Source organism: Flavobacterium sp. PS2, from assembly GCF_046250155.1.
Classification (GTDB): domain Bacteria; phylum Bacteroidota; class Bacteroidia; order Flavobacteriales; family Flavobacteriaceae; genus Flavobacterium.
Genome location: NZ_CP176426.1, coordinates 848,775 through 875,594, shown reverse-complemented (window position 1 = coordinate 875,594; position 26,820 = coordinate 848,775). Strand labels below are relative to the sequence as shown.

20 protein-coding genes are annotated in these 26,820 nt (G+C 32.7%); 16 read left to right on the top strand and 4 right to left on the bottom strand.

What is annotated here, in order from left to right; all coding sequences use genetic code 11:
* Positions 1 to 7: 7 nt before the first annotated feature.
* Together ACJ6WR_RS03670 and ACJ6WR_RS03665 are read right to left on the bottom strand one after the other, a co-directional pair.
* Entirely contained in the window at positions 8 to 3,082 is a 3,075-nt protein-coding gene (locus ACJ6WR_RS03670; RefSeq protein WP_409417078.1) for a SusC/RagA family TonB-linked outer membrane protein, read from the bottom strand.
* A gap of 780 nt (positions 3,083 to 3,862) precedes the next feature.
* On the bottom strand, positions 3,863 to 5,086 hold the full coding sequence (locus ACJ6WR_RS03665; protein WP_409417077.1) for a metallophosphoesterase: 1,224 nt from the start codon (positions 5,084 to 5,086) through the stop codon (positions 3,863 to 3,865).
* A gap of 173 nt (positions 5,087 to 5,259) precedes the next feature.
* Between ACJ6WR_RS03665 and ACJ6WR_RS03660 the strand changes: the two genes are divergently transcribed.
* Complete coding sequence (locus ACJ6WR_RS03660) at positions 5,260 to 5,910, top strand: sugar-binding protein (RefSeq protein WP_082017780.1); 651 nt, start codon at positions 5,260 to 5,262, stop codon at positions 5,908 to 5,910.
* Between the two features lies 1 nt (position 5,911).
* Here the strand turns inward: ACJ6WR_RS03660 and ACJ6WR_RS03655 are convergent, their stop codons facing one another.
* Positions 5,912 to 6,952, bottom strand: coding sequence for a substrate-binding domain-containing protein (locus ACJ6WR_RS03655; protein ID WP_409417076.1), 1,041 nt, complete (start codon positions 6,950 to 6,952; stop codon positions 5,912 to 5,914).
* A 401-nt stretch (positions 6,953 to 7,353) separates the two neighbouring features.
* Here ACJ6WR_RS03655 and ACJ6WR_RS03650 point away from each other — a divergent pair, with 401 nt between their 5' ends.
* From ACJ6WR_RS03650 to ACJ6WR_RS03600, 11 genes are all read left to right on the top strand, one after another.
* Positions 7,354 to 8,430, top strand: coding sequence for a mevalonate kinase (locus ACJ6WR_RS03650; RefSeq protein WP_409417075.1), 1,077 nt, complete (start codon positions 7,354 to 7,356; stop codon positions 8,428 to 8,430).
* 27 nt (positions 8,431 to 8,457) lie between these two features.
* The gene (locus ACJ6WR_RS03645) at positions 8,458 to 9,333 is read left to right on the top strand and encodes a sugar phosphate nucleotidyltransferase (protein ID WP_409417074.1); all 876 of its coding nucleotides are present in this window, start codon (positions 8,458 to 8,460) and stop codon (positions 9,331 to 9,333) included.
* A gap of 182 nt (positions 9,334 to 9,515) precedes the next feature.
* Positions 9,516 to 10,898, top strand: a complete 1,383-nt coding sequence (locus ACJ6WR_RS03640) for an MFS transporter (RefSeq protein WP_409417073.1) — start codon at positions 9,516 to 9,518, stop codon at positions 10,896 to 10,898.
* Between the two features lie 44 nt (positions 10,899 to 10,942).
* Complete coding sequence (gene nagB, locus ACJ6WR_RS03635) at positions 10,943 to 12,871, top strand: glucosamine-6-phosphate deaminase (protein WP_323489073.1); 1,929 nt, start codon at positions 10,943 to 10,945, stop codon at positions 12,869 to 12,871.
* A 229-nt stretch (positions 12,872 to 13,100) separates the two neighbouring features.
* Entirely contained in the window at positions 13,101 to 13,331 is a 231-nt protein-coding gene (locus ACJ6WR_RS03630; protein ID WP_409417072.1) for a DUF3820 family protein, read from the top strand.
* Between the two features lie 359 nt (positions 13,332 to 13,690).
* Positions 13,691 to 14,107: a DUF4190 domain-containing protein gene (locus ACJ6WR_RS03625; protein ID WP_052249930.1), complete on the top strand. Its 417-nt coding sequence runs from the start codon at positions 13,691 to 13,693 to the stop codon at positions 14,105 to 14,107.
* 75 nt (positions 14,108 to 14,182) lie between these two features.
* Entirely contained in the window at positions 14,183 to 14,512 is a 330-nt protein-coding gene (locus ACJ6WR_RS03620; RefSeq protein ID WP_409417915.1) for a DUF2752 domain-containing protein, read from the top strand.
* A gap of 537 nt (positions 14,513 to 15,049) precedes the next feature.
* Positions 15,050 to 16,663 (top strand): CTP synthase, encoded by a 1,614-nt coding sequence (locus ACJ6WR_RS03615; protein WP_039112574.1) that lies wholly within the window; start codon positions 15,050 to 15,052, stop codon positions 16,661 to 16,663.
* Positions 16,664 to 16,729: 66 nt separating this feature from the next.
* Positions 16,730 to 18,643: a membrane protein insertase YidC gene (gene yidC, locus ACJ6WR_RS03610; RefSeq protein ID WP_409417071.1), complete on the top strand. Its 1,914-nt coding sequence runs from the start codon at positions 16,730 to 16,732 to the stop codon at positions 18,641 to 18,643.
* A 101-nt stretch (positions 18,644 to 18,744) separates the two neighbouring features.
* Positions 18,745 to 19,470: a toxin-antitoxin system YwqK family antitoxin gene (locus tag ACJ6WR_RS03605; RefSeq protein WP_409417070.1), complete on the top strand. Its 726-nt coding sequence runs from the start codon at positions 18,745 to 18,747 to the stop codon at positions 19,468 to 19,470.
* Positions 19,471 to 19,517: 47 nt separating this feature from the next.
* Positions 19,518 to 20,075 carry a DUF4956 domain-containing protein gene (locus ACJ6WR_RS03600; protein WP_409417069.1) on the top strand — a complete coding sequence of 186 codons (558 nt, stop codon included), beginning with the start codon at positions 19,518 to 19,520 and terminating at the stop codon, positions 20,073 to 20,075.
* Between the two features lie 363 nt (positions 20,076 to 20,438).
* On the opposite strand, the gene ACJ6WR_RS03595 is transcribed toward ACJ6WR_RS03600, so the two are convergent.
* A complete protein-coding gene (locus ACJ6WR_RS03595; protein ID WP_409417068.1) occupies positions 20,439 to 22,319 on the bottom strand; it encodes a PEP/pyruvate-binding domain-containing protein in 1,881 nt (626 codons plus the stop codon).
* 144 nt (positions 22,320 to 22,463) lie between these two features.
* Here ACJ6WR_RS03595 and mnmA point away from each other — a divergent pair, with 144 nt between their 5' ends.
* The 4 genes from mnmA to ACJ6WR_RS03575 are packed head-to-tail and all read left to right on the top strand — an operon-like array spanning position 22,464 to position 26,686.
* Entirely contained in the window at positions 22,464 to 23,651 is a 1,188-nt protein-coding gene (gene mnmA / locus ACJ6WR_RS03590) for a tRNA 2-thiouridine(34) synthase MnmA (protein WP_409417067.1), read from the top strand.
* A 48-nt stretch (positions 23,652 to 23,699) separates the two neighbouring features.
* A complete protein-coding gene (locus ACJ6WR_RS03585; protein ID WP_409417066.1) occupies positions 23,700 to 25,313 on the top strand; it encodes a S8 family serine peptidase in 1,614 nt (537 codons plus the stop codon).
* Positions 25,314 to 25,326: 13 nt separating this feature from the next.
* Positions 25,327 to 26,271 (top strand): NAD(P)H-dependent flavin oxidoreductase, encoded by a 945-nt coding sequence (locus ACJ6WR_RS03580; RefSeq protein ID WP_409417065.1) that lies wholly within the window; start codon positions 25,327 to 25,329, stop codon positions 26,269 to 26,271.
* A gap of 4 nt (positions 26,272 to 26,275) precedes the next feature.
* Positions 26,276 to 26,686: a hypothetical protein gene (locus ACJ6WR_RS03575; RefSeq protein ID WP_039112582.1), complete on the top strand. Its 411-nt coding sequence runs from the start codon at positions 26,276 to 26,278 to the stop codon at positions 26,684 to 26,686.
* Positions 26,687 to 26,820: the final 134 nt, after the last annotated feature.

Here is a 26,820-nt window from a genome sequence, read left to right as displayed (position 1 = left end):
CTGTTTTTTAAAGAGTAAGATTAAAACCTAATGCAAATCTGCGTGTCTGTGGATATACTGAGGTTGAAACTCCAGTTATTGTTCTTACACCATTTCTTTCAAATGGAGGTATTTCTGGATCTACACCTGAGAAATCGGTAATTGTAAACAAGTTTTCACCAGATACAAATATTCTTAGATTAGAAATATTCAAACGCTCAATAGATAAATTATATCCAAATGATACACTTCTCATTTTTAAGTATGACCCATCTTCTAAGAAACGTGATGATGCTTTATTTGAGTTGCTCGAATTGTTATAAATTGCTTGTGGGTGTGTAGCAATATCCCCTGGTTTTTCCCAACGACTCCATCCTTTTTGAAGATTCATTTGGTTACGATCTGTATAAGCTCCATCTGAATCAAATTCTGCACGAGCATAGTTATAAATTTTACCACCTACTGAATAACTGAATGTTGCTCCAAAATCGAAATTTTTATAATTTAAACTAGTCGAGAATCCTCCGTAATAAGATGGCGTGTAGGCATCGATAGCAATTTGATTTTTAGATGCATCTCCATAGTTAGATGTCTTAACACGTTCTCCAGCTGCATTGGTTGTAAACCATTCTGGCTTTCCATTATCAGGATTTACACCAGCCCATTCTGTAAGGTACCAAGTATCTACATCTTTACCAGGTGTTAATAGTTTATTTGCTGAACCTGAGATTCCAGTTCCATCAGGAACAATAATTTGTTGTTTTGTTCCGTAAAGGCTTGTCACTTCATTTCTATTTAAACCAATATTAGCATCTACATTCCATCTCCAGTTTTCATTTTTAATGATATCTACGTTAATAGATGCCTCAAAACCTTTGTTGTTTACAGCCCCAACATTTCTCCAGATACTTGTTACTCCAATTACTCCAGGTAAGGGTACCTCGTATAATAAACCAGAGGTGTCTTTATTGTAATAGTCTAATGTTAGATTAATTCTGTTTAAGAAACTAACATCTAAACCAATACCAGTTGTAAACGTTTTTTCCCAGCTTAAATCAGGGTTTCCTATTTGAGAAATAAGCGCACCAGGATTTTCATTATAACCAGAAGACACAGAATATAAAGGTAAGTGCAAGTATAAACCATTTGGTCTGTTTCCTACTGAACCATAACTAGCTCTAAGTTTTAAGTTATTGATATAATCGGCTTTAAAGAATTTTTCTTTATGAATATTCCAACCACCACTAATAGAAAAGAAATTACCATATCTTGCATTTTCTCCAAAATTAGAAGCCCCATCACGGCGTATAGAAAATTGTGCCATGTATCTGTCGTCATATGTATAGTTGATGTTGGTAAACAAAGATTGAACCGCCCATTGAGATCTGTTACCTTTAACTTTTTCTGGAACAGTTGCAGCATCTGCAACAATAAATCCTGGAGGTATTCCAGTTGAAACACCTTCAGTACTTTTACCATTATATTCATTCCATTCGTATCCAGCAATTGCGTTTATAGCGTGTGCTCCAAATGATTTGTTGAATTTGAATAATTGACTAGTATAAAAACGATTGCTACTAGTAGTTTCATCTGTAATTCTTCCTTTTACTGATAACCCTTCAGAAGATCTTGGATCAATGTAGGTCATTGAATTATAATTTGAGAAGGTATAGTTATTTGTAGAAGTGAATGATAGCCAACTATTAATTTTAGCATCAAAGTCTAAATTGGTTCGAACACTATATCTTTCAGATTCTCCATAATTCCATTGTAAGTCATACAAATAGTTTGAACCCGTTGTATTTACCCAAGTAGGATTTGGTTGGTTACCTACCAAAGTTCCATCAGGAAGATATGGGTTATCCCAAGGCATATTGCCATACATAGCACCGACAGAATGTTGTTTGTCTTCAGTTTCTGTACGTGTAATATTAGCTTGAGGACGTATGGTTAACCAATTGTTTACTTTATAGCTAAATTTAAGTAGTAAGTTATAACGAGTATAATCATATCCTTTTATAGCACCAGTTTCGTCATATATACCAAGAGAAACATAGCTTTTAAATACGTCACTACCACCGTTAATTGATAAGTTAAAATCTCTTGCAATACCAGTTCGAGTAGCATTTTTCCACCAATCGTAATTTTTGTTTCTTAATTCAGGGTTCCACCACCATGCATTACTAAAATCTTGTTTGTTAGGGAAAGAGTCATATAAGTCATATAATTCCTGACCATTCATGATGTCAAAATTTCCTGTATTTACAGTTGTTGCAGCAGTTTTGATAGAGGCATTAATAGTTGCCTTACCACTTTTTCCGCTTTTTGTAGTAACAATGATTACACCATTTGCCCCCTGAGAACCATACACGGCTGTAGATGCAGCATCTTTAAGTACAGTTAAAGTTTCGATATCGGCTGGATTCATATTTCCAGAACTACTTCCTACAATCACACCATCGATAACCCATAAAGGATCAGTACTTCCGTTAACAGTAGTTTTTCCACGAATAACGATTTTACCAGTATCTCCTGGCTGTCCATTTCCTGAACTTACATAAACTCCAGTAGCTTTACCAGCTAATAAATTCTCTACAGATGGTGTAGTGATATCAGTAAGTTTTTTATTATCTAACGTTTGTAAAGCTCCAGTAAGACTTTCTTTTTTGATTTTGCTGTAACCAACGATAACTACTTCGTCCATTACTTCTCCAGCTTCTTTTAAAGTTACAACGATAGGTCCTTTTCCAATCGTTACTTCTTGTTCTTGCATTCCCATATAAGAAATAACCAATATTGTTTGATTATCTGCTACTTCTATGGCAAATTCACCATTGTAATCTGTTTGTACACCGATAGCAGTTCCTTTAATAAGAACATTTACTCCAGGAAGTGGCATTCCATTAGAATCGGTTACTTTACCCTTAACAATTTTTTGTACCAATGATAAATCAATTCTATTTGTGCTTACTTCTTTTGATGAAGCAGCGGTTGAAATTTGAAAAGTCAAAGCGAACAATGAAAGAATTGCTAATTTAATTTCCTTTCTAGAAGGGGCGTTTAACCGAAAACTTCTAGGTTTTTGTTTAATTAATAAATTCATACTCTTAAAAATGGGTTTGGTTAATAATTTGTTTTGTGTTGTTGTGTTAACTGGTATTCATTTTTATTATAATCGATTTAAGGAAATCTGCCTTAAATGAAATCGTGATGCTATTCTTTTTTTACTATTAATTAGCTGAAAATTCAATTTTTACAATCTCAAACGTGTACACTTTTTCTTGTTTATTTAGTTATGTTTTTTTAACATAAATTGTACTTTAATTTTTAAGATATGACGAAACTATATATTTAATTTTTATTAAACAAGGAAAAACACAAAAAATGTGCTCGAACACACAATATTTGTGTTCTCGAGCACATTTTTTTTGTGGAAAATGTTTTTTTAGTAATAAAATTCTAGTTTCTTATTAAAAAACATGAAGCTTCTTGATTATTTAAAAACTAGTATTTTGATGGTAATTACCATAAGAAGATGAAATAAAGAAAGAGGATTGATAAAAAAAGTATCAAATTCTTATATAAGGGTACAGTTGAATATTAAATATTCCTGAAATATTGTGTTAACAAAGGCGATAATATAGTATCAATAACGGTATTATAAACTTAAGATTTAGTGTGTCTTTTTAGCTTAATGGAGATAACAGGAAATCCTTCAGATGACCGCAATCATTTGAAGGATTTTTATTGTGTGTATTTAAGTTAATTTTTGTTAAAAAATGTGAATTTGGAATGAAAAGAAACCAGGCTGTAATTTCAGTTTAAATAGTAATCGAAATATCGAATACAAACGGAATATTAAAAAAGTTTAAACCTTAAAAAATTACCTTTTACTATTAAGTTGAAACAAGCCAATTTCTTTACCAGAATCATTAAGCATTTGCAAATTTAAAACTTTAGGATTGGCTTCAATTCGTATTAAAGTTCTAATTCCAGTTTCTGGTCCACCGCCAATAACAAAATGATAGGAGTGATCTTTATTTGGTTCAAACATTCCGTATTCGTGTGTGTGTCCTGCGACAAACAAATCAATTTTATATTTTTCGAATAAAGGACCAAATAACCTGCGACATTCTGTTGTTCCGTGTTCTTCATCGGAATGATAATGCGGAATGTGCATTATTACTACTCTAAACGGAGCATTCTTAAAAGCCTTAGATTTCATTTGTTTCTCTAGCCAAACTGCTTGTTCTTCTCGATAAGAATCATAATTTACAGTTCCGCCATATACAGGATGTGAGTCTTTTTTATCTTCGCCAGTATCTAAAACAATTGTAAAAACGGGACCCATTTTAAAAGTATAATACTCTTTCTTATCGTAGTTGTAGTAATAATCTAATAGATTTCTTGAGTATTTACCTCTGGTTTCATGATTTCCTCTTACAAGCATAAATGGTTTCTCAGTTGAAAATATGCTACAAGGATTAAGCAAATGATTGATGATTTGGCTTTCATCCGTTTGATAGTCAAACATATCTCCGTTAAGGAAAACAAAATCGTAAGGTTTATTTTGGTTAAGTTGTATGAGTTCTCCAAAAGATTCTGGGCGGTCGTGTATGTCGTTTAAAACGAGCCAGCTTATTTCTTTTGCTTTTGGATTGAGTGTTTTAAAATGATATGTTTCACTGTTTATAATATCTCCAAAAGTGATTTTATATGGTTGAAAATCTAAAATTTGTTTGGAGAAAACTTTATAGTAATAGGTCGTATCTGGTTTAAGATTTGTGAGTGTTACAGTATTGATTCTAGAATTAATATTCATCATACCATGAGCACATTGCTGGACTTTGATCCCTAATTTTTCGGTTTCGCCATATTCTACCCAATTTAAGCAAAGTTGGTTAGTGAGCCACATTATGGTGATACCATCATTGGTAGGAGCTTGTAAATAGGGCTTCGTTAAAAAATCATGTTTCGAGTCTAGTACTTCGACATTTGTGTTTGATGCTAATGCTGATAATGGTAAGCCTGTTGCTATAACTGTTCCCGAAATACCTGCAATAGTCTTAGTTAAGAATGAGCGACGGGAGTTTTTTTCTTCTTTCATAAAAGATAAAAATTTGGTTATTTATAGTTAAAAAGGTCGTTCTTTTGAGGTTAATAGGAACGAAACTATAGATTATATTTTATTAAACAAAGAAAAGTATTGTAAAATGTGTTCGAGCACATTATATTTGTGTTGTTGTAATAATTATGTCAAAAAGATAATTGAAGAATAATATGAATCAGGGAATTAAGAATTACGAAGTAAAGTCAATAGCTGCAAACCAATTAATTGTATCCGGAAAAGGCGATTCTGATTTATGGAAGACAGCAATTATCCTGGATGATTTTTGTTCGCCTTGGGATTCTAAAGCGGTTTCCCGAATCGAGTTTAAAGCCTTGTGGGATGGGGAACAATTGTTCTTTTGTTTTACGGTTTATGATTCCGAAATTCATATAGTAGATAAGGATGATAGTATTGATAGCATCAATAATTCCGATAGGGTAGAGCTCTTTTTTAGGGCTGATAGTTCGCTTAATCCCTATTATTGCATGGAGATGGATACTAAAGCCAGAGTAATGGATTTTATAGCGTATCCAGATAAGAATTTAAATTTTGATTGGTCTTGGCCAAAAGATGATTTAGTAGTTAAATCATCTGTAAATGAGGATTCTTTTGTTGTAGAAGGCGTAATACGTATTGCATCCTTAAAGAAGCTTAATTTAATAAAGAATAATCAAATCGAAACTGGAATTTTTAGAGCCAAATATTCTAAAACCAGTGGCTCTGATTATGAACCGACTTGGATAACTTGGGTAAATCCTGTTACCGAAACGCCCAATTTTCATATTGCATCATCATTTGGAATTTTAACCTTGAAAGACTAGATTATTCCAAATAAAAATCGGCATTTTCGGAGTTAATAATATCAATAGGTAAGAGCGTAACAGCAGGTGTTTCTTTGTGAAAAAGGAAATGCTCTACAAGATATGTTATGCCAAGATATGCTTGTCTTTTTTGGTTTTGATGAATTAAAAAATCAATTACGCCAAGATTTAGATTATTTACATTCTCATCGATTAAGTCATAACCAATCATTCGGATTTTTCTATCCTTAATCTCACTAATGGGTTTGGCTATTTGATATGCTCTGGATGTGGTAATAAAAACACCAGATAAATCAGGATTTTCAGTGATGAAGTTTTTTAGAGTGACTTCAACATTCGGGCTTTTTAGTTTTAAAGTAGTAATCTTATAATCAAGTTTTTCTTTTTCGATAAAATAATTTCTAAAACCTCTTTCTTTTTCCTGCATGTGAATTGCATTCTTGTAGGTTTCATCAATATGTATAATTGCAATATGTCCTTTGTCTAGAATTGTATTCAATAATTTGGCTGCTACGCGACCACTTCTAAACAAATCTTGCCCAACAAAATTCTTTATTAAAGTAGATTCTACCTGATTATTAAATGTATTTACAATAATATTTAAAGAATCGTATTTTTTTATAGCATCTAATGTTTCCTTATGAAATAAAGGAGCTAGCAAAACTGCATCTGGCGATTTCTCTATAATCGTTTCATTTGTGTTGGTAAACGATTTTGTTTTTTCGGGATTAAAGTAAAATGTTTCAACACGTATATTGTATGCTTTAAATTCCTGAATAGCATCTTTAATTCCTTGGATGCAAGGAAGCCAATAAGGGTCGATTTGAGGATCGGGTAATAAAATACAGATATGATAAATCTTATTGTTCTTTAAATTTCGAGCAATAAGATTGGGTTCGTAATCAATTACATTTAAAACTTCGTTTACTTTTTCTAGAGCTAGCGGAGAAACTTTTCCTCTTTTATGCAAAACCCTGTCAACAGTACCTTTCGAAACACCTGCTAATTTAGCAATATCTTTAATCGTATATTTTTTATTCATAAGGAGGCAAATATATAAAAACTTTGTATTTATTCTTTTTAGGAGATATTTATAAAGTAAATGGCTTTTTTATTTGTAATGAAGTATTTGGTTGTGTAATAAATGGTTAATTTACTGAAAAAACGGAATGTAAAACAAAAATATAAAATTAGGTATTCTTATTTCAATTAACATAAAAATCTTAATAAATTTCAAGAAGATTTTTATCAACATTTTCAGGCATCTATATAAGTGTGCTCGATAACATTATTTAAGTGTGTTCGAGCACATTTTTTGTTTTTTCTTAGGTTAATTAAAATTTAATATCTAGTTTCGTAAAGTTAAAACTAAAATAAAAGCCTATTTTATAAACTAATAATAGTGTAATTACCAGTATTGCAGTATTTTAATATATTTTAAAAGTGAAGAAAATTATATCATTGGCACCAGGACGAACGTGCCTTTTTGGAGATCATCAGGATTATTTAGGATTACCTGTTATAGCTTGTGCAATAAATAGAAATATACAATTAACAGCAGTAGAAAATGAGACTTCGGTTTTTAAACTAAACATGGAGGATATTAATGAAGTTAGAGTCATTGATATCAACGCAACTTTTGAAGAATTAGAACCACGTGATTACTTCGCTTCTTCGCTGAGAGTTTTAAGAAGACACGGTTGTATCCCTACAGTAGGATATGATATTACTGTAAAAGGAGATATTCCGATTAATTCAGGAACGTCAAGTTCATCGGCATTATTAATGGCATGGATTAACTTTTTAATTACAGCTTACGGAGTTGATTGCGAAGTTACTCCAGAGTTTATTGCGCAAATGGGGTATGCTTCAGAAGTTTTGGAACATGGAGAACCAGGCGGAATGATGGATCATTTTAGCATAGGAGTAGGAAATATTGTTCATATTAATACAAGTGTTCCGTTCTCGTACAATATAATTGGCACACAATTAAAAGGATTAATTACAGGTGTTTCGGGAGTTCCAAAAGAAACAATTGGGTTAATAGGAGAATTAAAAGGCAATGCATTATTGGCCATCGATATTATAAAACAAAATTTTAAAGATTTTGATTTGCATAAAACCGAATTAGAAGATATAGATAAATATCGTAATTATTTACCAGACAGATTGATTCCGTTTTTTGAAGCAGCTATAAAGAACTATCAATATACAAAAGAAGCTTTAAAAGAATTTGATAAACCAACGCTTGATTTGGTTAGAATTGGTGAATTAATGAATATGCACCATGCTGTTTTAAGAGATTTATTAAAAATAACAGTACCAAAAATCGACGATATGATTAATGCAGCCTTACGTGCTGGAGCTTATGGTGCCAAGATTGTTGGTTCAGGCGGCGGCGGAAGCATTGTTGTAATTGCAGATCCTAAAAAAGAAGATGCAGTTGTAGCTGCAATATTAGCAGCAGGAGCAAAAGAAGCATATACTGTAACCGTTGATCCGGGAGCAAGAGTAATATAATAATTTTAAAATTTTAAAGAACAAATTATGCATGACAATTTAATTATTTTAGCAGGCGGTGCATCTTCTCGAATGAAAAAAGAAGTTGTATTAAATAATTTAACCGAAGAAGAAATCGCTCAGGCGAATGAAAGAAGTAAAGGCTTAATAGGAGTTGGTCCTAACGGAAGACCTTTGTTAGATTATCTTTTGCTAAATGCAAAAAAAGCAGGATATAAAAATATCATCATCATTATAGGAGAGCAAGGAGATTTGTTTAAAGAATTCTACGGAAATCAAGATAAAAACAATGATTTTCATGGATTAAATATTTCATTTGCTGTACAGTATATTCCCGAAGGCAGAGTAAAACCATTTGGCACAGCCGATGCGTTATTTCAGGCAGTAGCCCAATATCCAGAGATGAACACCCAAAGTTACTCAGCTTGCAATAGTGATAATTTATATTCTACAGCAGCGTTGCTTGCGTTAAGAGAAACTAACAGCCCAAATGCTTTTATTGGCTACGACCGTGACGCATTGGATTTTCCATCTGAAAGAATTTCTCGTTTTGCAATAGCCAAACTAGATAAAAATAATCACTTATTGGATATTCTGGAAAAACCAACCGCAGACGATTTAGAAAATTACAAAGATTCCGAAGGAAAATTAAGAGTAAGTATGAATGCTTTTAAATTTGATGGAGCAATGCTATATCCTTATTTAAAAAATTGTCCGGTTAATCCAGAAAGAGACGAAAAAGAATTGCCAACAGTGCTTTTAAATACAATAAAAGACAACCCAAATACAGCTTTAGGAATCCCTTTTTCGGAACATGTTCCAGATTTAACTGCCAAAGAAGATATTGCAGAAGTAAAAGAATATCTCAAAAAAAACTACCCAGAACTAAACTGGGAATCATAAAAAATTAACAAAAATTTCATATCTAATTTAGGAATAAGAAGAACTTATTGAGCTACTTTTGTCGTAGTATTGCAAAAAAATCGCACAACCCGTGATTAATTTGCAAAAATTATGAAAGTGTTGGTGCTATTTTAGATTGAAAAAAAATAACTAATCTATTAACCATCAACCAAAAAAAAACTATGTCAAAGATTGAAAGTGCAATACGTATAGACCAGAGGAGTACCATTATTCCTATGGTTATTTTAACCGCATTATTTTTTATTTTAGGATTTGTTACCTGGCTTAACGGGCCGCTAATTCCTTTTTTCGAATTAGCCTGTGAGTTAACTGCTTCTCAAGCTTATTTTGTAACATTTGCTTTCTATATCGCCTATTTTGTAATGGCAATTCCATCTTCTTGGGTTATCGAGAAAGTAGGATACAAAAACGGAATTTCGCTTGGCTTAATTGTAATTGCAGTAGGAGCTTTTATGTTTTATCCAGCAGCAGCAACAAGAACTTTCTTATTCTTTTTATTAGCATTATTTACCATGGGAACAGGTTTAGCAATTTTGCAAACTGCTGCAAATCCTTATGTAGTTGTTATTGGGCCGAGAGAAAGCGCAGCAGCAAGAATTAGCGTTTTAGGAATTGCAAATAAGTTTGCAGGATTTATAGCCCCATTAGCTCTGACAGCTTTGGTGTTATCAAATATGCAAGAATACACAGCAGATAAAATTGCACTTTTAGATGAGGTTTCTAAAACAGAAGCCTTAAATTTGCTCACATTACAATTGCAAACACCATATCTTTATATGGGATTGGTTATTTTGGTTTTGGCACTTTTAGTTAAGCTATCACCATTACCAGAAATTGATTTAGATGAAGAAGGTGATGTACTACATTTAAGTATTTTTAAGCAAATAAAAAATGCTTTCAAACATCCACAATTAGTTTTAGGAGTAATAACTTTAATGTTATATCTGGCAGCCGAAGTTTTAGCAGGAGATTCCATTGGAGGATTCGGAAAACATTTGGGAGTATATGGTAAAGACGGTAATTTTTATTTAAAATTAACCTCATTTACAATGTCAGCAATGGTAGTAGGATATGTTTTAGGAATTACATTAATACCTAAATATCTTTCGCAAGTTACTGCATTAAAAGCATCTGGAATTTTAGGATTAATTTTAGTAATTTTAATAGTTGTAATATCACCTGCAATAACAGTTCAGTTTTCGGGGATTCCAGCGATACCATTAGTTGTCATTTTAGTAGCATTAATGGGACTTGCAAATGCACTTTGTTGGCCGGCAATATGGCCAATGGCATTACAGGATTTAAAAGGATATACCAAAATAGGAAGCGCAATTTTAATCATGGGTATTATAGGAGGAGCAATCTTTCCTTTAATTTATGGAGCTTGGGCAGAAAGTGTTAATGCAGCCAATATAGCAAATGGAGTTGCTAAAACGGCTAAAAGCGGAAATCAGATAGCATATTTAATGTTAGTGCCATGCTACTTAATGATTATATTTTTTGCATTCAAAGGACATAAATACAGAAGTTGGTCACGCAAATAAAAAACAGGATAAATAAATAAAGTAAATATAAAAAGAAGCGAATAATGTTAAAAAGTTCCATAGATAAGGCGACAGGTTTCGAAAAACGATTCGAAAATATTGACACGGTAGTTTTTGAGAATTCCACCGATGCATCCAAAGCAGTTGCGCAGCAAATAGCGGCACTTATCAAGTCAAAACAAGAGAAAAACGAATCATGTGTATTAGGATTAGCAACAGGATCATCCCCAAAAGGGTTATATGCTGAGCTAGTACGTTTACACAAAGAAGAAGGATTAAGTTTTAAAAACGTAATCACTTTTAACCTGGACGAATACTATCCAATGGAGCCAGATTCAGTAAATAGCTACGTACGATTCATGAAAGAATTGTTGATGGATCAAGTAGATATTTTACCTGAAAATTACCATATTCCAGACGGACTTTTAACTAAAGAAGAAATCGCAGATTATTGCGCAGATTACGAAGCTAAAATAGAAGCTCTGGGCGGAATCGATCTACAAGTTCTTGGAATTGGAGCAAACGGACATATCGGATTTAACGAATCAGGATCATTACAAAACTCAAAAACAAGATTAGTAGCCTTAGACCATATTACCAGAGTTGCAGCAAGTAAAGACTTTTTTGGATTAAATAATACGCCAAGAACAGCCATTACACTTGGAGTAAAAAAGATAATGGAAGCCAAACAAGTTATTCTATTAGCTTGGGGAGAAGGAAAAGCAGACGTTGTAAAAAAATCTGTAGAAGGAGAAGTTACTAATAGAATTCCTGCGTCATTTTTGCAAGAGCACAACAATGTAGTTTTTGTTCTGGATAAAGAAGCATCATCAAAACTAACAAGAATCAACAGACCATGGTTAGTAGAGAAAATTGTTTGGACAGACAAATTAACTCGTAAAGCTGTTTTAGGATTAGCACTAGATTTAAAGAAACCAATCCTAATGCTTACCGATGCCGATTATATCGAAAACGGAATGAGCGATTTATTGGCAGATTCAGGACCAGCATACGATATCAATATTAAGATATTTAATAAGCTGCAAAATACCATTACTGGATGGCCAGGAGGAAAACCAAATGCAGATGATACCAAACGCCCAGAAAGAGCTGAACCAGCAAGAAAAAGAGTATTGATATTCAGCCCGCATCCAGATGATGACATCATTAGTATGGGAGGAACATTTATGCGTTTGCAAGAGCAAGGACATGAAGTACATGTAGCATACCAAACCTCAGGGAATATTGCAGTTGCTGATGATGAAGCCTTGCGTTTTGCAAGATTCGTTACCGATTACAACGAGAAATTCGGAATCAAAAGTGCTGAAGCAGAAAATATCTATCAAAAAGCAGTAACCTTCTTAACCAATAAAAAGAATAGTGAGATAGATATTCCAGAAGTTCGTTACATAAAAGGATTAATCAGAAAAGGAGAAGCACGCTCAACAAGTCATTTTGTAGGTTTGCCAGACGAACAAATTCATTTTATGGAACTTCCATTTTATGAAACAGGAACAATCGAGAAAAAACCAATTGGAGAAGAAGATATTCAACTTACAATGGCTTTAATCGAAAAAATCAAACCACACCAAATCTATGCTGCAGGAGATTTAGCCGACCCACACGGAACACATAAAGTATGTCTGGATGCTATTTTTGAAGCAGTAAAACGATTAAAACCAAAATCGTTTATGGATGATTGTTGGTTATGGTTATACCGTGGAGCATGGCAAGAATGGGGAATTGACGAAGTAGAAATGGCAGTACCAATGAGTCCGGATCAGGTATTAGCAAAAAGACATGGAATCTTTAAACACCAATCTCAAAAAGATGGAGTTGTGTTCCAAGGGTCAGATGCACGTGAATTCTGGCAAAGAGCCGAAGACAGAAATGCAGAAACAGCCGAATTATACAACCAATTAGGTCTATCACGTTACGCTGCAATGGAAGCTTTCGTGAGATGGCATTACTAAAAGGGTCAAAGGAACAAAGTTACAAAGGTTCTGAGTTACTAAGATTCTAAGTTTCTGAGTTTTTGTTGAAAAGGTTAAAAGAAAGGTTCAAGGTTTTTAAATCTGTGAAAATCTTTTTAATCAGTGGCAAAAATAAAAGGAAAATAATAATAGCTTTGCATTCAATAGAAGCAAGAAGAGAGAATAAGTCTATATTCTTTTTTCTTGCTTCTTTTTTTCTTAAAAAAAAATGGAACAAGACAAAAAACTTCTCATAAAATTAGCCCACACCAAGATGCCTTTCGGGAAATACGAAGGACGATTTTTAATTGATCTTCCTGAATATTATGTTGTTTGGTATCATAATAAAGGATTTCCTAATGGCGAGCTAGGCCAACAATTGGCGCTCGTCTATGAACTAAAACTTAATGGTTTAGAAGAGTTAATCAGGAATATCAAAAAGCAATATCCTAAGCTGTAGTTTAGACATCTTAGATTTTTAGACTACTTAGACTTACTTAGACTTACTTAGACTTTTGGATTATTTGGTTCTAGCTATTGGGACAACTGGAGTATGTAGATTATATACTATGTTAAATATAGAGTATATACTACTTAAAAAAGATTTTTTTTTTTGATATTGATTTTAGAATTTAGTGAAGACACAATGCTATGCACCTATACATTTCGTCTAAAAATCTAAGATGTATAAGAAAGTCTAAAATTCTAAGCAAGTCTAAGTTAGTCTGATAATCATTTATTTGTTAATAACTTTGGTTTATTCTCTCTAATAGGGATAAGTGTTTTCTTATTTTTGCAGCAATTAACATAAAAAACGATATGGATAACAATTTACAATCATCAAATGCAGGTCAAGGAATGGGAACTGCCGCTTTAGTTTTAGGGATATTAACAATTCTAATAGCATTTATTCCTTGTGTAGGATTAATATCGGTATTTTTTGGAATACTTGCAGTGATTTTTGGGATAATTGGTTACATGAAAGCCAAAAAAGGAAATGCTTCTACCTCAATGCCAATAGCAGGAATAGTTTTAGGAGTTGTTGGGACTATCTTTGCACTTATGTGGGTACTACTTTTTGTAGGTTCAGTTTGGGCAGGATCATTATCTGATGAAAATGAAATAAGATCAACTATAGATTCTATACATACAGAGACATTAAAATTGCAGGATTCTTTAAATAACAGTGTTGAAACAGTAACTGATTCAATTGAAGTTGAAGAACCAAAAGAATAATTTTTTGTGAAAACAAAACCTTCTTACGAAATTGATTCATACAAAAGGATAAACAAGATTTTTATTATAATAATCATGTTTATCTTTTTTTATTGTTATTTATCTTCTTTTTTAAATTTAGGAGTACGTTCCCTTTGCGAAGGAATGCCTTTGAGTTATTGTAAAAGTCGAGGATTAACAAGGGCGTTTTCTCAAATTCTAAATTTAAACTTCAAAGAAGCAATTGCCTATAATCCTTACAGTTTAAAAATTTTCTCCTTTTTTCTTATTCAGTTAATAGCACGTTTTCTCATTAATAAGATACTTCAATTTTCTAATTTTAAAATAGTATTGATTTTTGATGTATTCTTCAGTGTTGTATTTTTTATTTTTTCATTCTATAATTTAGTAATGATTTTAGACTAACTTAGATTATTAGACCTGCTTAGACTGCCTTAGACTTCTTAGATATTTAGACTCCTTAGACTTGCTTAGATTTTTTAGTATTGTCGGATTATTGAGCTTCTTAGAGTTTTCAGACTTACTAGGAATATAGGATTTTAAATTTTTACATTATATAGGTTATATACTACGTATCATATAGAGTATATGCTATGTAAATCACCAGAATAATGAGTCATTACTTTTATATTCGATTTTGAAATTTAATAATATAATTTGGGAAATTTTTTTAGGATTACTATAATTCATCAGTCTAAAATTAGACAATCCAAATATCCAAGAAGTCTGAAAACTCTATGAAGTCTAAGCAATCTAATAATCTAAGTCAGTCTAAAACTCCAAGTAATCTAATAATCTAAGTCAGTCTAAGTTGTCTGAAAATCTAAGATGTCTAAGCAAGTCTATGAATTCTAAGAAGTCTAGGATAAAATTCTAATAATCCAATTTTATTCACTATTTTTGCCACGTTTTTTACACAACTACAATACAAACAACAACAGAATGAATCAAACGAAATATATTTTTGTTACTGGCGGTGTGACTTCTTCATTAGGAAAAGGGATTATCGCAGCATCTTTAGCAAAATTGTTACAAGCAAGAGGTTATCGCACAACTATTCAAAAATTTGACCCGTATATAAATGTAGACCCGGGTACATTAAATCCGTACGAGCACGGAGAATGTTATGTGACTGATGATGGTGCCGAAACCGATTTGGATTTAGGTCACTACGAGCGTTTTCTTAACGTTCCTACATCACAGGCAAATAACGTAACTACTGGTAGAGTATATCTTTCGGTTATAGAAAAAGAGAGAAGAGGAGAATTTCTTGGCAAAACAGTACAAGTAGTACCACATATTACCAACGAAATTAAAGATAGAATGCAATTGTTAGGTAAATCTGGCGATTATGATATTGTTATTACCGAAATCGGTGGAACAGTAGGAGATATAGAGTCATTACCTTATATAGAGTCAGTTCGTCAGCTAGTATGGGAATTGGGAGAAAATAACGGAATTGTAATACACTTAACTTTAGTGCCTTATTTGGCTGCTGCGGGAGAGTTAAAAACAAAACCAACACAACACTCTGTAAAAACGTTGATGGAAAGCGGTATAAAAGCTGATATCTTAGTTTGTAGAACAGAACACGAATTATCAGATGAATTACGTAACAAACTTGCTTTGTTCTGTAATGTTAAGAGAGAAGCTGTAATACAGTCTATCGATGCATCTACAATATACGAAGTACCTAATTTAATGCTAGAAGAAGGCTTAGATGTAGTTGCTTTAAAGAAATTGGATTTACCTAAAAAAGCGGCTCCGGATTTAAAAAACTGGAACACTTTCTTAAAAAGATTAAAAAATCCAAAGCATACAATTAATATTGGTTTGATTGGTAAATATGTAGAAATGCAAGATTGCTACAAATCAATTTTAGAAGCATTTATACATGCAGGAGCTTCAAATGAAACAAAAGTAAATGTAGTTTCTATACATTCAGAGTTTATCGATGCTGATAATATAGAAGACAAATTGAAAGGTTTAGACGGAATTCTTGTGGCTCCAGGATTTGGAGAAAGAGGAATAGAAGGAAAAATCGAAGCAGTGCGTTATGCGCGTGAAAATAAAGTTCCATTTTTCGGAATTTGTCTAGGAATGCAAATGTCAGTAATCGAATATTCTCGTAATATTTTAGGTTATGCAGATGCAAACTCAACAGAGATGAATGAGAAAACAGCTCATCCAGTTGTAAATTTAATGGAAGAGCAAAAAACGATAACCGATAAAGGAGGAACAATGCGTCTTGGAGCATGGAAATGTGATATTACACCAGATTCATTGGCACACAAAATTTATGGTAAAACAACTATTTCTGAGCGTCACCGTCACCGTTACGAGTACAACAGCCAGTATGTAGATGAGTTACAAAAAGCAGGATTAATAGCATCAGGAGTAAACCCTGATACAGGATTGGTAGAAATTGTAGAATTAAAAGATCACCCATTTTTTATTGGTGTACAATACCATCCAGAATACAAAAGTACGGTAGCGAATCCGCACCCAATTTTTGTGAATTTTATAGCCGCTGCGGTAACGGCTCATAAAAAATAATACGTATTTGTATAAGTTTCTAAAAAACAGGAGAAACGCAAACATAAAACTTGAATAAAAATTACAATGGAAGAAAAAAAATTTGATCTCAATTCAATTATTGGTTTTATATTGATTTTTGGTATTTTGATTTGGATAATGTATCAAAACAAACCATCTGAAGCTACTATTGCTGCAGAAAAAGCCAAGAAAGAATTAGTTGCAAAACAAGAAGCTCAAGCTAAAGAAGCTACTACTGCTAAAACTGCAGTCTTGCCAGTTGCAGCAACTCCTGGAGATACAGTGCAATTAGCAAAATTGCAAAAAACATTAGGTGGATTTGCTTATTCAGCTACGCTTCCTTCTGCTAAAGATGCTTATACAACTATCGAAAATGAAAAGATTATACTGAAAATCGCTAATAAAGGTGGTTATATAGTAGAAGCTACATTAAAAGGATTCAAAAGATTCGAGAAAAATTCAGGACAATTAGTAGAGTTGATTAAAGACAACAATGCTCATTTAAATATTCAGTTGCAAACAACTGACAACAGAACTTTAAATTCAAAAGACTTATATTTTGAACCTACATTAACTAAAAATGGTGAGGATCAAATATTATCAATGCGTTTAAAAGCTGGTGCAAATGAATTTTTAGAGTACAAATATGTATTAAAACCAAATGAATATTTAGTTGGTTTTGATATTCGTTCTCAAGGATTGAACAAAGTTTTGAATTCGTCTAAACCATTAGATTTAGTTTGGGATTTAAAAACGAATAGAAATGAAAAAAGCGTTTCTATAGAAAAACGTTTTGCTGAAATCTTTTTTGAGTATGGAGATAAAAAGTACGATTTTGTAAGTCCTAACGGCGTAGGGAAAGAAGAAACACCTGAAAAAGTAAGTTATATAGCTTTCAAACAACACTTTTTTACCACTATTTTATCTACAGATAAGCCATTTGAAAAATCAAGATTACAATCTGATGATTTAGTAAAAGATGAAAAAATAGATACTAATTATATAAAACAATTTAAAGCAACAGTTCCTTTAGCTTTTTCAAACGGAGAAGTTGATTATAAAATGAGTTGGTATTTTGGACCAGCTGATTATAAAACATTAAAATCTTACGATAATAATTTCGAGAAAATTATTCCATTAGGTTGGGGTATCTTCGGATGGATTAATAAATTTATTTTTATTCCGTTATTCGGATTCTTGAGTTCTACAATTGGATTGTCATTAGGTATTGCTATTATTGTTTTTACAATTATAATAAAAATAGCAATGTCGCCTATTACTTATAAATCATTCTTGTCTCAGGCAAAAATGAAAGTGTTGCGACCAGAAATTACTGAGTTGGGAGAAAAATTCAAGAAAGACCCAATGAAGAAACAGCAAGAAACAATGAAGCTGTATAATAAAGCAGGAGTAAACCCAATGGCGGGATGTATTCCAGCCTTGATACAACTTCCGTTTATGTATGCTTCGTTCCAGTTCTTCCCATCTGCTTTTGAGTTAAGACAAAAAAGCTTCCTTTGGGCAGACGATTTATCTTCATTTGACTCAGTAGTGAAACTTCCATTCCACATCCCAATGTACGGAGATCATATTAGTTTGTTCCCGATATTGGCAGCAATTGCGATTTTCTTTTACATGAAAATGACATCTGGTGACCAACAAATGGCAGCTCCACAACAAGAAGGTATGCCGGATATGGCTAAGATGATGAAAATCATGATTTATGTTTCTCCACTTATGATGTTGATTTTCTTCAACTCTTACGGAGCAGGTTTGAGTTTATATAACTTTATCTCTAACTTAATTACAATCGGAATTATGTTTGTAATTAAAAATTACATTGTAGATAGCGATAAAATTCACGCTCAAATACAAGAAAACAAATTAAAAGAGCCTAAAAAACAAGGTAAGTTCCAAAGACGTTTACAAGAAGTTATGGAGCAACAAGAAGCTGCTAAAGCTGCCAAAGGCAAAAAATAATATACTTGTTAAAAATAAAAAAATCTCGATTTATCGGGATTTTTTTATACACGTATAATTTATAATACACTATTTCGTTAAGGTTTTAAATAGAAGATAAAATGATTTGTAAAAGAATAATACTCGGATTGCTTTTGTTGAATGCTTTTTTTATAAATGCTCAGGCAAACTTGAATAAGCTCGATGCGGAAGGAAAAAAGGATGGACTTTGGAAAGGGATTTATGAAGAATCAAAAAGACCTCGTTACGAAGGAACTTTTAGTCACGGTAAGGAAACAGGTATCTTTAAGTTTTATGATGATACCAAAGCTGCTAGTGTAATTGCAACGAGAGATTTTAGTGCTAATGACGGGAGTGCTTATACTATTTTTTATGATCAGAGCAAGAATAAAGTTAGCGAAGGCAAAGTAGTTAATAAGCTTTTTGAAGGGGAGTGGAAATATTATCACCAAGCTTCTCCAACTGTTATGACAATCGAGAATTACAGAAAAGGGAAGTTAAACGGTTTGCGTTCGGTTTTTTATCCAAATGGAAAAATTGCTGAAGAAATGAATTATAAAGACGGTATAAAAGACGGTCCTTATAAAAGATATGCGGAAAATGGAACTGTCTTAGAACAGTTGTATTATAAAAACAACGAATATAACGGAGAAGCTATTTTTAATAATGCTGATGGAACTGTTGCTTCAAAAGGGATGTTTTTAAATGGTAAAAAATCAGGTAACTGGCAATTTTTCGAAAAAGGAAAACTAGTAAAAGAAATCAATATGAGCGATCCGAAAAATGCAAACAAAACAGCTGATAAAGTCGAGAAGAAAAAAAAATAAAACAATAGATAAATTTGTTAAATTTGAGTCTTAACTAATAGATTCATATGGATTTACAAGAACTTTTCGGAAGGTTTGTATTATTGTTTTTTTCAATTCTGATTTTATACTTTTTTTCGAACAGAAAAGATAATGAAACAATTAATCCATTAATGGTTATTGTTGGGTTATGTACTTTTTCCTTATGTTATTTGTTTACCAGAATCGAAATAGGAGTAGGAATTGGCTTTGGCTTATTTGCGATTTTTTCTATTCTAAGATTTAGAACCCAAACCTTTACTGTAAATGCAATAATCTTTTTGTTTGCTACAATAACACTTTCTATTTTGGATATTATGTATCCATTTGAAAAAATAGAAGTGTTGCTTTTCTTTCAGTTAATTATCATTGGTTTTTACATTATAGCTTCCGTTTTAGTAAACAAAAAAGCATCGAGATATCTTAACACGGTTGATGTGAAAGTAATCCTGGGAGATGACTTTTCTTTGAATAATCAGAATATACGACAATTAATTCAAACACAAATTAATATAGAAAATTTCGACTTTAAAATCATTACCATAAATACCGTAACAAAAGAAATCGACGTTACAGTTTTGTATTGATTTTTATTAAAATAAAGGTTTTTAAAAAAGGTTTTACCATTAAGAGATTAAGAAAAATTAAGTCAAGTTTTAAAAATTTAGCAAATACGCAATGCAAGAGAGTAAGGACTTTAGCTTTACACAAAACAATCTCAAACTTGTCTTTTCGACGAAGGAGAAATCTCCACGGGTAGCTCGACAATTTAAGAAAAGAAAAAAAACTGTGAGTCAGTTTCTTGCAGAGATTTACTACGTCTGTTCGCTATCGCTCGAGTCTCCTTCGTCGAAAAGATAATATTGAGGATAAACCTTGCGAGAGATTTATGAAAACTTAATTTTACTTAATCTCTTAATGATAAAAAAATGGTAAAAAAATGGTGAAAGCTAATTATTAAAAGGGCGGACTTGTTTTATATATAAATCCCTGCTTTGGTTTACAATCTTAAATTCCATGTCGATAGCGCTACTTGAATTTTTCCAATAACGGGACATTTTGCTTTCTATCTTTTTGCTAACTAAATAAAGGTTATTGATCTCCTTTTTCGTTAGCAAAGGTTTATTGTCATTTAAATTTGAATTAGAAGTAAAATCGACATCAAAATCGGGATCTTTAGCTTCATCGAAAGTAAAATTATAAACTACAAATTGTTCGCAAACTTCTCCTTTTTCTGGTTTTACAACTGAGTTTTCTCCTTTTTGAATGTTTACAGTAATTCCAGGAAGGCTTTCTCTAAAGATATTCTTAGTAATAATAACACCATTTGCCAATTCATCTGGGAACGAACGATGAACGAGAACTCCCATTGCAATGTTTTGTTGGTCGATGCCAAAGAGTTCACGCTCCCAATACGAACTTTCATTCCATACGCTTGCCCAAACTTGTTTAATCGCTTTTTCGAATGTTTTAATAGTGTCTCCCAGAATTCCGGTTTTAGACTCATATAAGCCTGCACCATTAAATCCATCTATATCTTCGGCATTAGTAGAAGAGCGAAATCTAAAATTCTTAAAATCAGTTTGTTTTCCTAATTTTTCATTTAGTTTAGTAATCAATACATTATCGATGGGTTCTTTTTTTATCGCAGTTCGAATCTTTTTCAATTGATTGTTTATCCATTGTGCGGAGTCCTTATGCGGATTATCTAAAAGCTCTTTTATTAGTGGTGAAATACTTTTATTCTGAATGTGTTTTGTGTAATAATAAAATGGAATCGCATTAGCATTCTCTGGTGTTTTAAAAGGGGTTTCTTTTGCAATAGCAATTAGATAAGCGAGATTTTGTGCTTTTGCACCAATATAATTCACGCCATTTTTTGGAATGCTGGATAAATCAACTAGTTCTGTAACCGAATTATCTACGACTAGTTTTTTCTTTTTAGAGATTGGTTTCTCGGCTATTTTCTTGGTAGTTTCACTAATGTAAAAGGTATCAATAGCAATTTTTAATTCTACTTTTTTACCAATTAAATTTTTGATTTTATTATCCTTTAAAACTTCGGTATAAGCCATAATAGGAATCTTTCGGTTCTTTCCTAATATGACTAAATGACTCAGAGGAGTTTGTAATTCATTTACAATAATTCCTCTTACATTTGGTAGGATTTCTGGCGTTCCGTCTAGAATAATAATCTCGTCTTTGTTGGGTTTTATCTTTTCTAAATCTTTAGTTCGGTACATTTTTAAAATACCAACATTCTTTCCAGAAACGACTTCTTGGTATTTAAGTTCATTAAAGATATAGTCGGATTTTACACAAGGAATTTTAAATTTACCCAATTCATATAAATCGATATTTTCTCTGTTATTTAGATAGAATTTTAGGTTTTTTTCAATAAAACTAGTTTCGGTAATGAGGTTGTAAAACTGCTCAATCAGTGGAATTGGCATATGATCAGAAGCAGCCAGTTCAAAAATCCATTTTTCGGTTCCTTTTATATGGTTAAGATTCCCAAGTAGATAGTTTCTATTTTTGTCGGTATTGCTATAATTATCACGGTTAAAGATTTCTAATTCTTTACTATAACCCAAATAATCAACCACAAAATCATAATGGAGCTTAATTAATGTACTATTGAAATAGTATATCTTTTTGCTTTTAAGGTCATAAATAATCTTAACCGATTCGATATTCGAGAATTTATCAGATAGCGGTTTTCCTCTGAATGCTTTGTATGCTTCGTAGTTTGGTAATTTTGAAACATAATTTTGAGCATAAAAAGTGGTAATTATTACAAAGCAAATAATGGTATAAATACACTTTTTCATAGCAATTAATTTGAGTATTAAATGTAAACAAAAATTGTAATAACTTTTATCTACTACCCAATTGCATAAACTAATGGAAACAATAGTTATTATCTGCAATTATGGATTAACTTTGCAAAATAATTTTTTTTAGATTTCAAATATATGAAACGTGTTGTAGTAGGACTTTCCGGAGGTGTTGATTCTAGTGTTGCAGCTTACTTGTTGCAACAACAAGGATATGAGGTTATTGGTCTTTTTATGAAGAATTGGCATGATGATTCAGTTACTATTTCTAACGAATGCCCTTGGTTAGAAGATAGTAATGATGCATTATTGGTAGCCGAAAAACTTGGGATTCCTTTTCAAACCGTTGATTTAAGCGAAGAATATAAAGAAAAAATCGTTGACTATATGTTCAACGAATATGAAAAAGGACGCACACCAAACCCTGATGTGTTGTGTAATCGTGAGATTAAATTTGATGTTTTCATGAAAATCGCATTAAGTCTTGGAGCTGATTATGTGGCTACAGGACATTATTGCCAAAAAACAGAAGTCGAAGTTAATGGCGAAAAAGTATACCAACTTATTGCTGGAGCTGATACCAATAAAGATCAATCTTATTTCTTGTGTCAATTGTCGCAAGAACAATTGTCTAAATCGTTGTTTCCTATTGGAGAATTGACTAAGCCAGAAGTACGCGAAATTGCTGCTGAAATGGATTTGGTTACTGCCGAAAAGAAAGATTCACAAGGATTATGTTTCATTGGGAAAGTGCGTTTGCCTGAATTTTTGCAACAAAAACTACAACCTAAAGATGGTTTAATTGTACAAATTGATAAAAATGACCCAATATATAATGCTGAGAAATCTGAAGATTTATCTCTTGAAAAAGAATTAGAACTTGAAGCTAAGAAATTACTTTACACTCCAAAAATGGGTAAAGTAGTTGGAAAACATCAAGGGGCACATTATTTTACTACAGGTCAGCGAAAAGGACTTAATGTGGGCGGAACAACTGATCCGTTATTTATTATTGCAACCGACGTTGAGACTAATACTATTTATACTGGTTTAACAAGTCAGCATCCTGGTTTGTTCAAGAAAGCATTGTTTATAGAAAAATCTGAAGTACACTGGATTCGTACCGATTTAGCTTTAAAAAAGGGAGAACAAATGGAGGTAATGGCAAGAATTCGTTATCGTCAGCCTTTACAAAAAGCAACTTTACACCAATTTGAAGGTGGAATGTATGTTCATTTTGATGAGCCACAATCGGCTATAACCGAAGGACAATTTGTTGCTTGGTATTTAGATAATGAATTAGTTGGTTCGGGAGTAATTTCTTAGATTAGTACTTTTTTACGGAAGGTTTAACCTTATCTAAAAAAGTATCCTATGAAAAGATATTTCATAATTCTCTTATTATTCATTTCGGCAGCGAGTTTTTCGCAAGAAGAAGCATGGGTTTATTTTAATGCAAAACCCAATTCTCAAACCTATTATGATAATCCTTTATCTATGCTTTCTCAAAGAGCTTTGGATAGAAGAACCAATCAGAATATTGCTTTAGATTTTAAAGATATTCCTATCGAAACAGCTTATGTTAGTCAGGTACAAGCTAGTACAGGAATAACGGTTATGGCAAAATCGAAGTGGTTGAATGCAATGCATATTCGAGGAACACAAGCTAATATCAATAATCTAAAGCTATTATCGTTTGTATCTAAAGTTGATTTTGCAAATAAATCATTGAATCTTACTGGGAGAAAAGTAGCTTCGGATAAGGTTGAAGTAACAGATAAAGAGCTTAAAACTGCTGTGAACTATTCTTATGGGACTTCTGCAAACCAGATTCAAATGCTTAACGGACATATCTTGCATCAACAAGATTATACCGGTGCGGGCAAAATAATTGCTGTTCTCGATGCGGGTTTTCCAGGTGTTAATACCGCAAGTACTTTTCAGCGCTTAAGAGATAATAATAAGATTCTAGGCGGTTATAATTACGTTTTAAGAAATCCAGATTTTTATACCGGCGTTTCTCATGGTACCGAAGTTTTGTCGACTATGGGAGGATATAAAGTTAATGCGTTGGTTGGTACTGCTCCCGATGCTTCCTATTATTTGTTTATTACTGAAGATGATAACTCAGAGAATCCTGTAGAGGAATCTCTTTGGGTCGAAGCTGCAGAAGAGGCAGATAGGTTAGGGGCTGATATTATCACAACTTCTTTGGGATATTTTGGATATGATAATGCAAATTATAGCCATACATATAGCGATATGAATGGTACAACTAATTTTATTTCGCGAGGAGCTGAAATCGCTTTTAGCAGAGGTATGATTGTGGTTGCATCTGCTGGAAATGAAGGAGATACTGCAGAAAAACATATTGGAGGCCCAGCTGATGCTGCATCTGTAATTACTGTAGGTTCGGTAACAGCTACCAAGAATTTATCTTATTTTAGTTCTATTGGCCCTAGTTATGACCAGAGAATTAAACCTGATGTTATGGCTCAAGGTACGGCTGCTGTGGTATCGGATGTTTCAGGAAATATTGGTACAACAAACGGAACTTCTTTTTCATGCCCCATAATGGCTGGAACAATTGCTTGTTTATGGCAGGCTTTCCCGAATAAAACGAATCAGCAAATTAGACAATTGGTTTTGCAATCTGCAGATAGATATGCTTCTCCTAATCCACAATTTGGCTACGGAATCCCTGATTTTAGTTTGGCATTAAATAATGCTTTAAGTGTAAAATCGAATGAAAATATTGATTTTTTACTATATCCTAACCCAACTGATTCTGATATTTTCTTTACTTTATCAAATGGTATTAATGAAGCGTTTGTAACGGTATATTCTATTCTTGGACAAAAGGTACTGGAAAAGCAAATTACAAATGAGGCTTCGACGGTTTCATTACAATCATTACATTCTGGGATTTATTTTTATACTTTAGACGCAAATAACCTACACAAAACAGGTAAAATTATAAAACAATAATTGGCATTATTACATGAATAAGATTACAACTCTTTTTAATATAAAATATCCAATCATTCAGGCAGGAATGATTTGGAATAGTGGCTACAAACTTGCTAGTGCAGTAAGTAATGCGGGCGGTTTAGGAATAATTGGTGCTGGCTCGATGTATCCTGAAGTATTGCGTGAGCATATTCAGAAGTGCAAGAAAGCAACATCTAAACCATTTGGTGTTAATGTACCGATGCTTTATCCTAACATCGACGAAATCATAAAAATCATTATTGATGAAGGGGTGAAAATTGTATTTACATCGGCTGGAAATCCTAAAACATGGACATCTTTTTTAAAAGAAAATGGCATTACGGTTGTGCATGTGGTAAGTAGTACTATTTTTGCGTTAAAAGCACAAGAAGCAGGTGTTGATGCCATTGTTGCCGAAGGTTTTGAAGCTGGGGGACATAATGGTCGTGATGAAACAACGACTTTTACATTGATTCCGATGGTGCGCGAAAAAATTACTATTCCGCTTATTGCAGCAGGGGGAATCGCAACAGGTAAAGGAATGCTTGCAGCAATGATTCTGGGTGCTGATGGAGTACAGGTTGGTAGTCGTTTTGCAGCTTCGATAGAATCATCGGCACATGATAATTTTAAGCAAACTATTGTTAAGGTTAAGGAAGGTGATACTCAATTGACATTAAAAGAGTTGGCTCCTGTGCGATTAATTAAGAATAAATTTTATCAGGATGTTCAGGCATTGTATGAAAAATGTCCAACTAAAGAAGAACTTGTCGAACTTTTGGGTAGAGCGAGAGCGAAGCGCGGAATGTTTGAAGGTGATTTGGAAGAAGGAGAATTAGAAATCGGACAAATAGCTGGACTTATTCATGATATTAAACCTGCTGCTGAAATTATTGAAGAAATGATTTCGGATTTTGAAAATGCACGTAAGCAAACATTAAATTTAGATTTTTAGATAAATGAATCGCATAAAAATATACATAGTATTACTTTTTTTAGGTCTTGGTTTGCAACAAACCTATAGTCAGAGTTACAAGTTTAGGACTTCTGGTTATAGCGTTTTACAGAAAAATGAAAAGGGGAAATGGGGCAAATGGTCCGACTTGGAATTGGTTAATATTATGGTTGTTTTAGATACTGATAAAAACCGAATTGTTGTTAACTCTCAAGAGGTGCAAGTTTTTCAAATTTCTGATTATATAGCCAGAGAAGAGAATGATACCGATATTGTGTATTCTTTTATCTGTAAAGATTTAGGCGGAAACGATGCTAAGTTGTCTATCATTACCAGAAAAATGCAAGATAACAGAAAGCAATTGTATATAAATTACAATGACCGAATTGTAGTGTATAATATTTTTAATATGTAATTATATTAGAATGTGTTTTGCGTGAGGGATGGCAGCGAAAAGCCCACAGCCTGACGAAGGAAGTGCGAGGACTTGTAGCGAACAGCCCGACCCGAAGGGACACGCCCAAATTATTTAAGATACGATAATGTAAA

Excerpts from the sequence above, each read along its gene's own strand:
- ACJ6WR_RS03605 (WP_409417070.1), top strand. The coding sequence starts at position 18,745 with ATGATTTGTAAAAGAATAATACTCGGATTGCTTTTGTTGAATGCTTTT.
- ACJ6WR_RS03655 (WP_409417076.1), bottom strand. The coding sequence starts at position 6,952 with ATGAATAAAAAATATACGATTAAAGATATTGCTAAATTAGCAGGTGTT.
- ACJ6WR_RS03600 (WP_409417069.1), top strand. The coding sequence starts at position 19,518 with ATGGATTTACAAGAACTTTTCGGAAGGTTTGTATTATTGTTTTTTTCA.
- ACJ6WR_RS03625 (WP_052249930.1), top strand. The coding sequence starts at position 13,691 with ATGGATAACAATTTACAATCATCAAATGCAGGTCAAGGAATGGGAACT.
- ACJ6WR_RS03595 (WP_409417068.1), bottom strand. The coding sequence starts at position 22,319 with ATGAAAAAGTGTATTTATACCATTATTTGCTTTGTAATAATTACCACT.
- ACJ6WR_RS03580 (WP_409417065.1), top strand. The coding sequence starts at position 25,327 with ATGAATAAGATTACAACTCTTTTTAATATAAAATATCCAATCATTCAG.
- ACJ6WR_RS03615 (WP_039112574.1), top strand. The coding sequence starts at position 15,050 with ATGAATCAAACGAAATATATTTTTGTTACTGGCGGTGTGACTTCTTCA.
- yidC (WP_409417071.1), top strand. The coding sequence starts at position 16,730 with ATGGAAGAAAAAAAATTTGATCTCAATTCAATTATTGGTTTTATATTG.
- ACJ6WR_RS03640 (WP_409417073.1), top strand. The coding sequence starts at position 9,516 with ATGTCAAAGATTGAAAGTGCAATACGTATAGACCAGAGGAGTACCATT.
- ACJ6WR_RS03660 (WP_082017780.1), top strand. The coding sequence starts at position 5,260 with ATGAATCAGGGAATTAAGAATTACGAAGTAAAGTCAATAGCTGCAAAC.
- mnmA (WP_409417067.1), top strand. The coding sequence starts at position 22,464 with ATGAAACGTGTTGTAGTAGGACTTTCCGGAGGTGTTGATTCTAGTGTT.
- ACJ6WR_RS03630 (WP_409417072.1), top strand. The coding sequence starts at position 13,101 with ATGGAACAAGACAAAAAACTTCTCATAAAATTAGCCCACACCAAGATG.
- ACJ6WR_RS03645 (WP_409417074.1), top strand. The coding sequence starts at position 8,458 with ATGCATGACAATTTAATTATTTTAGCAGGCGGTGCATCTTCTCGAATG.
- ACJ6WR_RS03665 (WP_409417077.1), bottom strand. The coding sequence starts at position 5,086 with ATGAAAGAAGAAAAAAACTCCCGTCGCTCATTCTTAACTAAGACTATT.
- ACJ6WR_RS03575 (WP_039112582.1), top strand. The coding sequence starts at position 26,276 with ATGAATCGCATAAAAATATACATAGTATTACTTTTTTTAGGTCTTGGT.
- ACJ6WR_RS03620 (WP_409417915.1), top strand. The coding sequence starts at position 14,183 with ATGTTTATCTTTTTTTATTGTTATTTATCTTCTTTTTTAAATTTAGGA.
- ACJ6WR_RS03585 (WP_409417066.1), top strand. The coding sequence starts at position 23,700 with ATGAAAAGATATTTCATAATTCTCTTATTATTCATTTCGGCAGCGAGT.
- nagB (WP_323489073.1), top strand. The coding sequence starts at position 10,943 with ATGTTAAAAAGTTCCATAGATAAGGCGACAGGTTTCGAAAAACGATTC.
- ACJ6WR_RS03670 (WP_409417078.1), bottom strand. The coding sequence starts at position 3,082 with ATGAATTTATTAATTAAACAAAAACCTAGAAGTTTTCGGTTAAACGCC.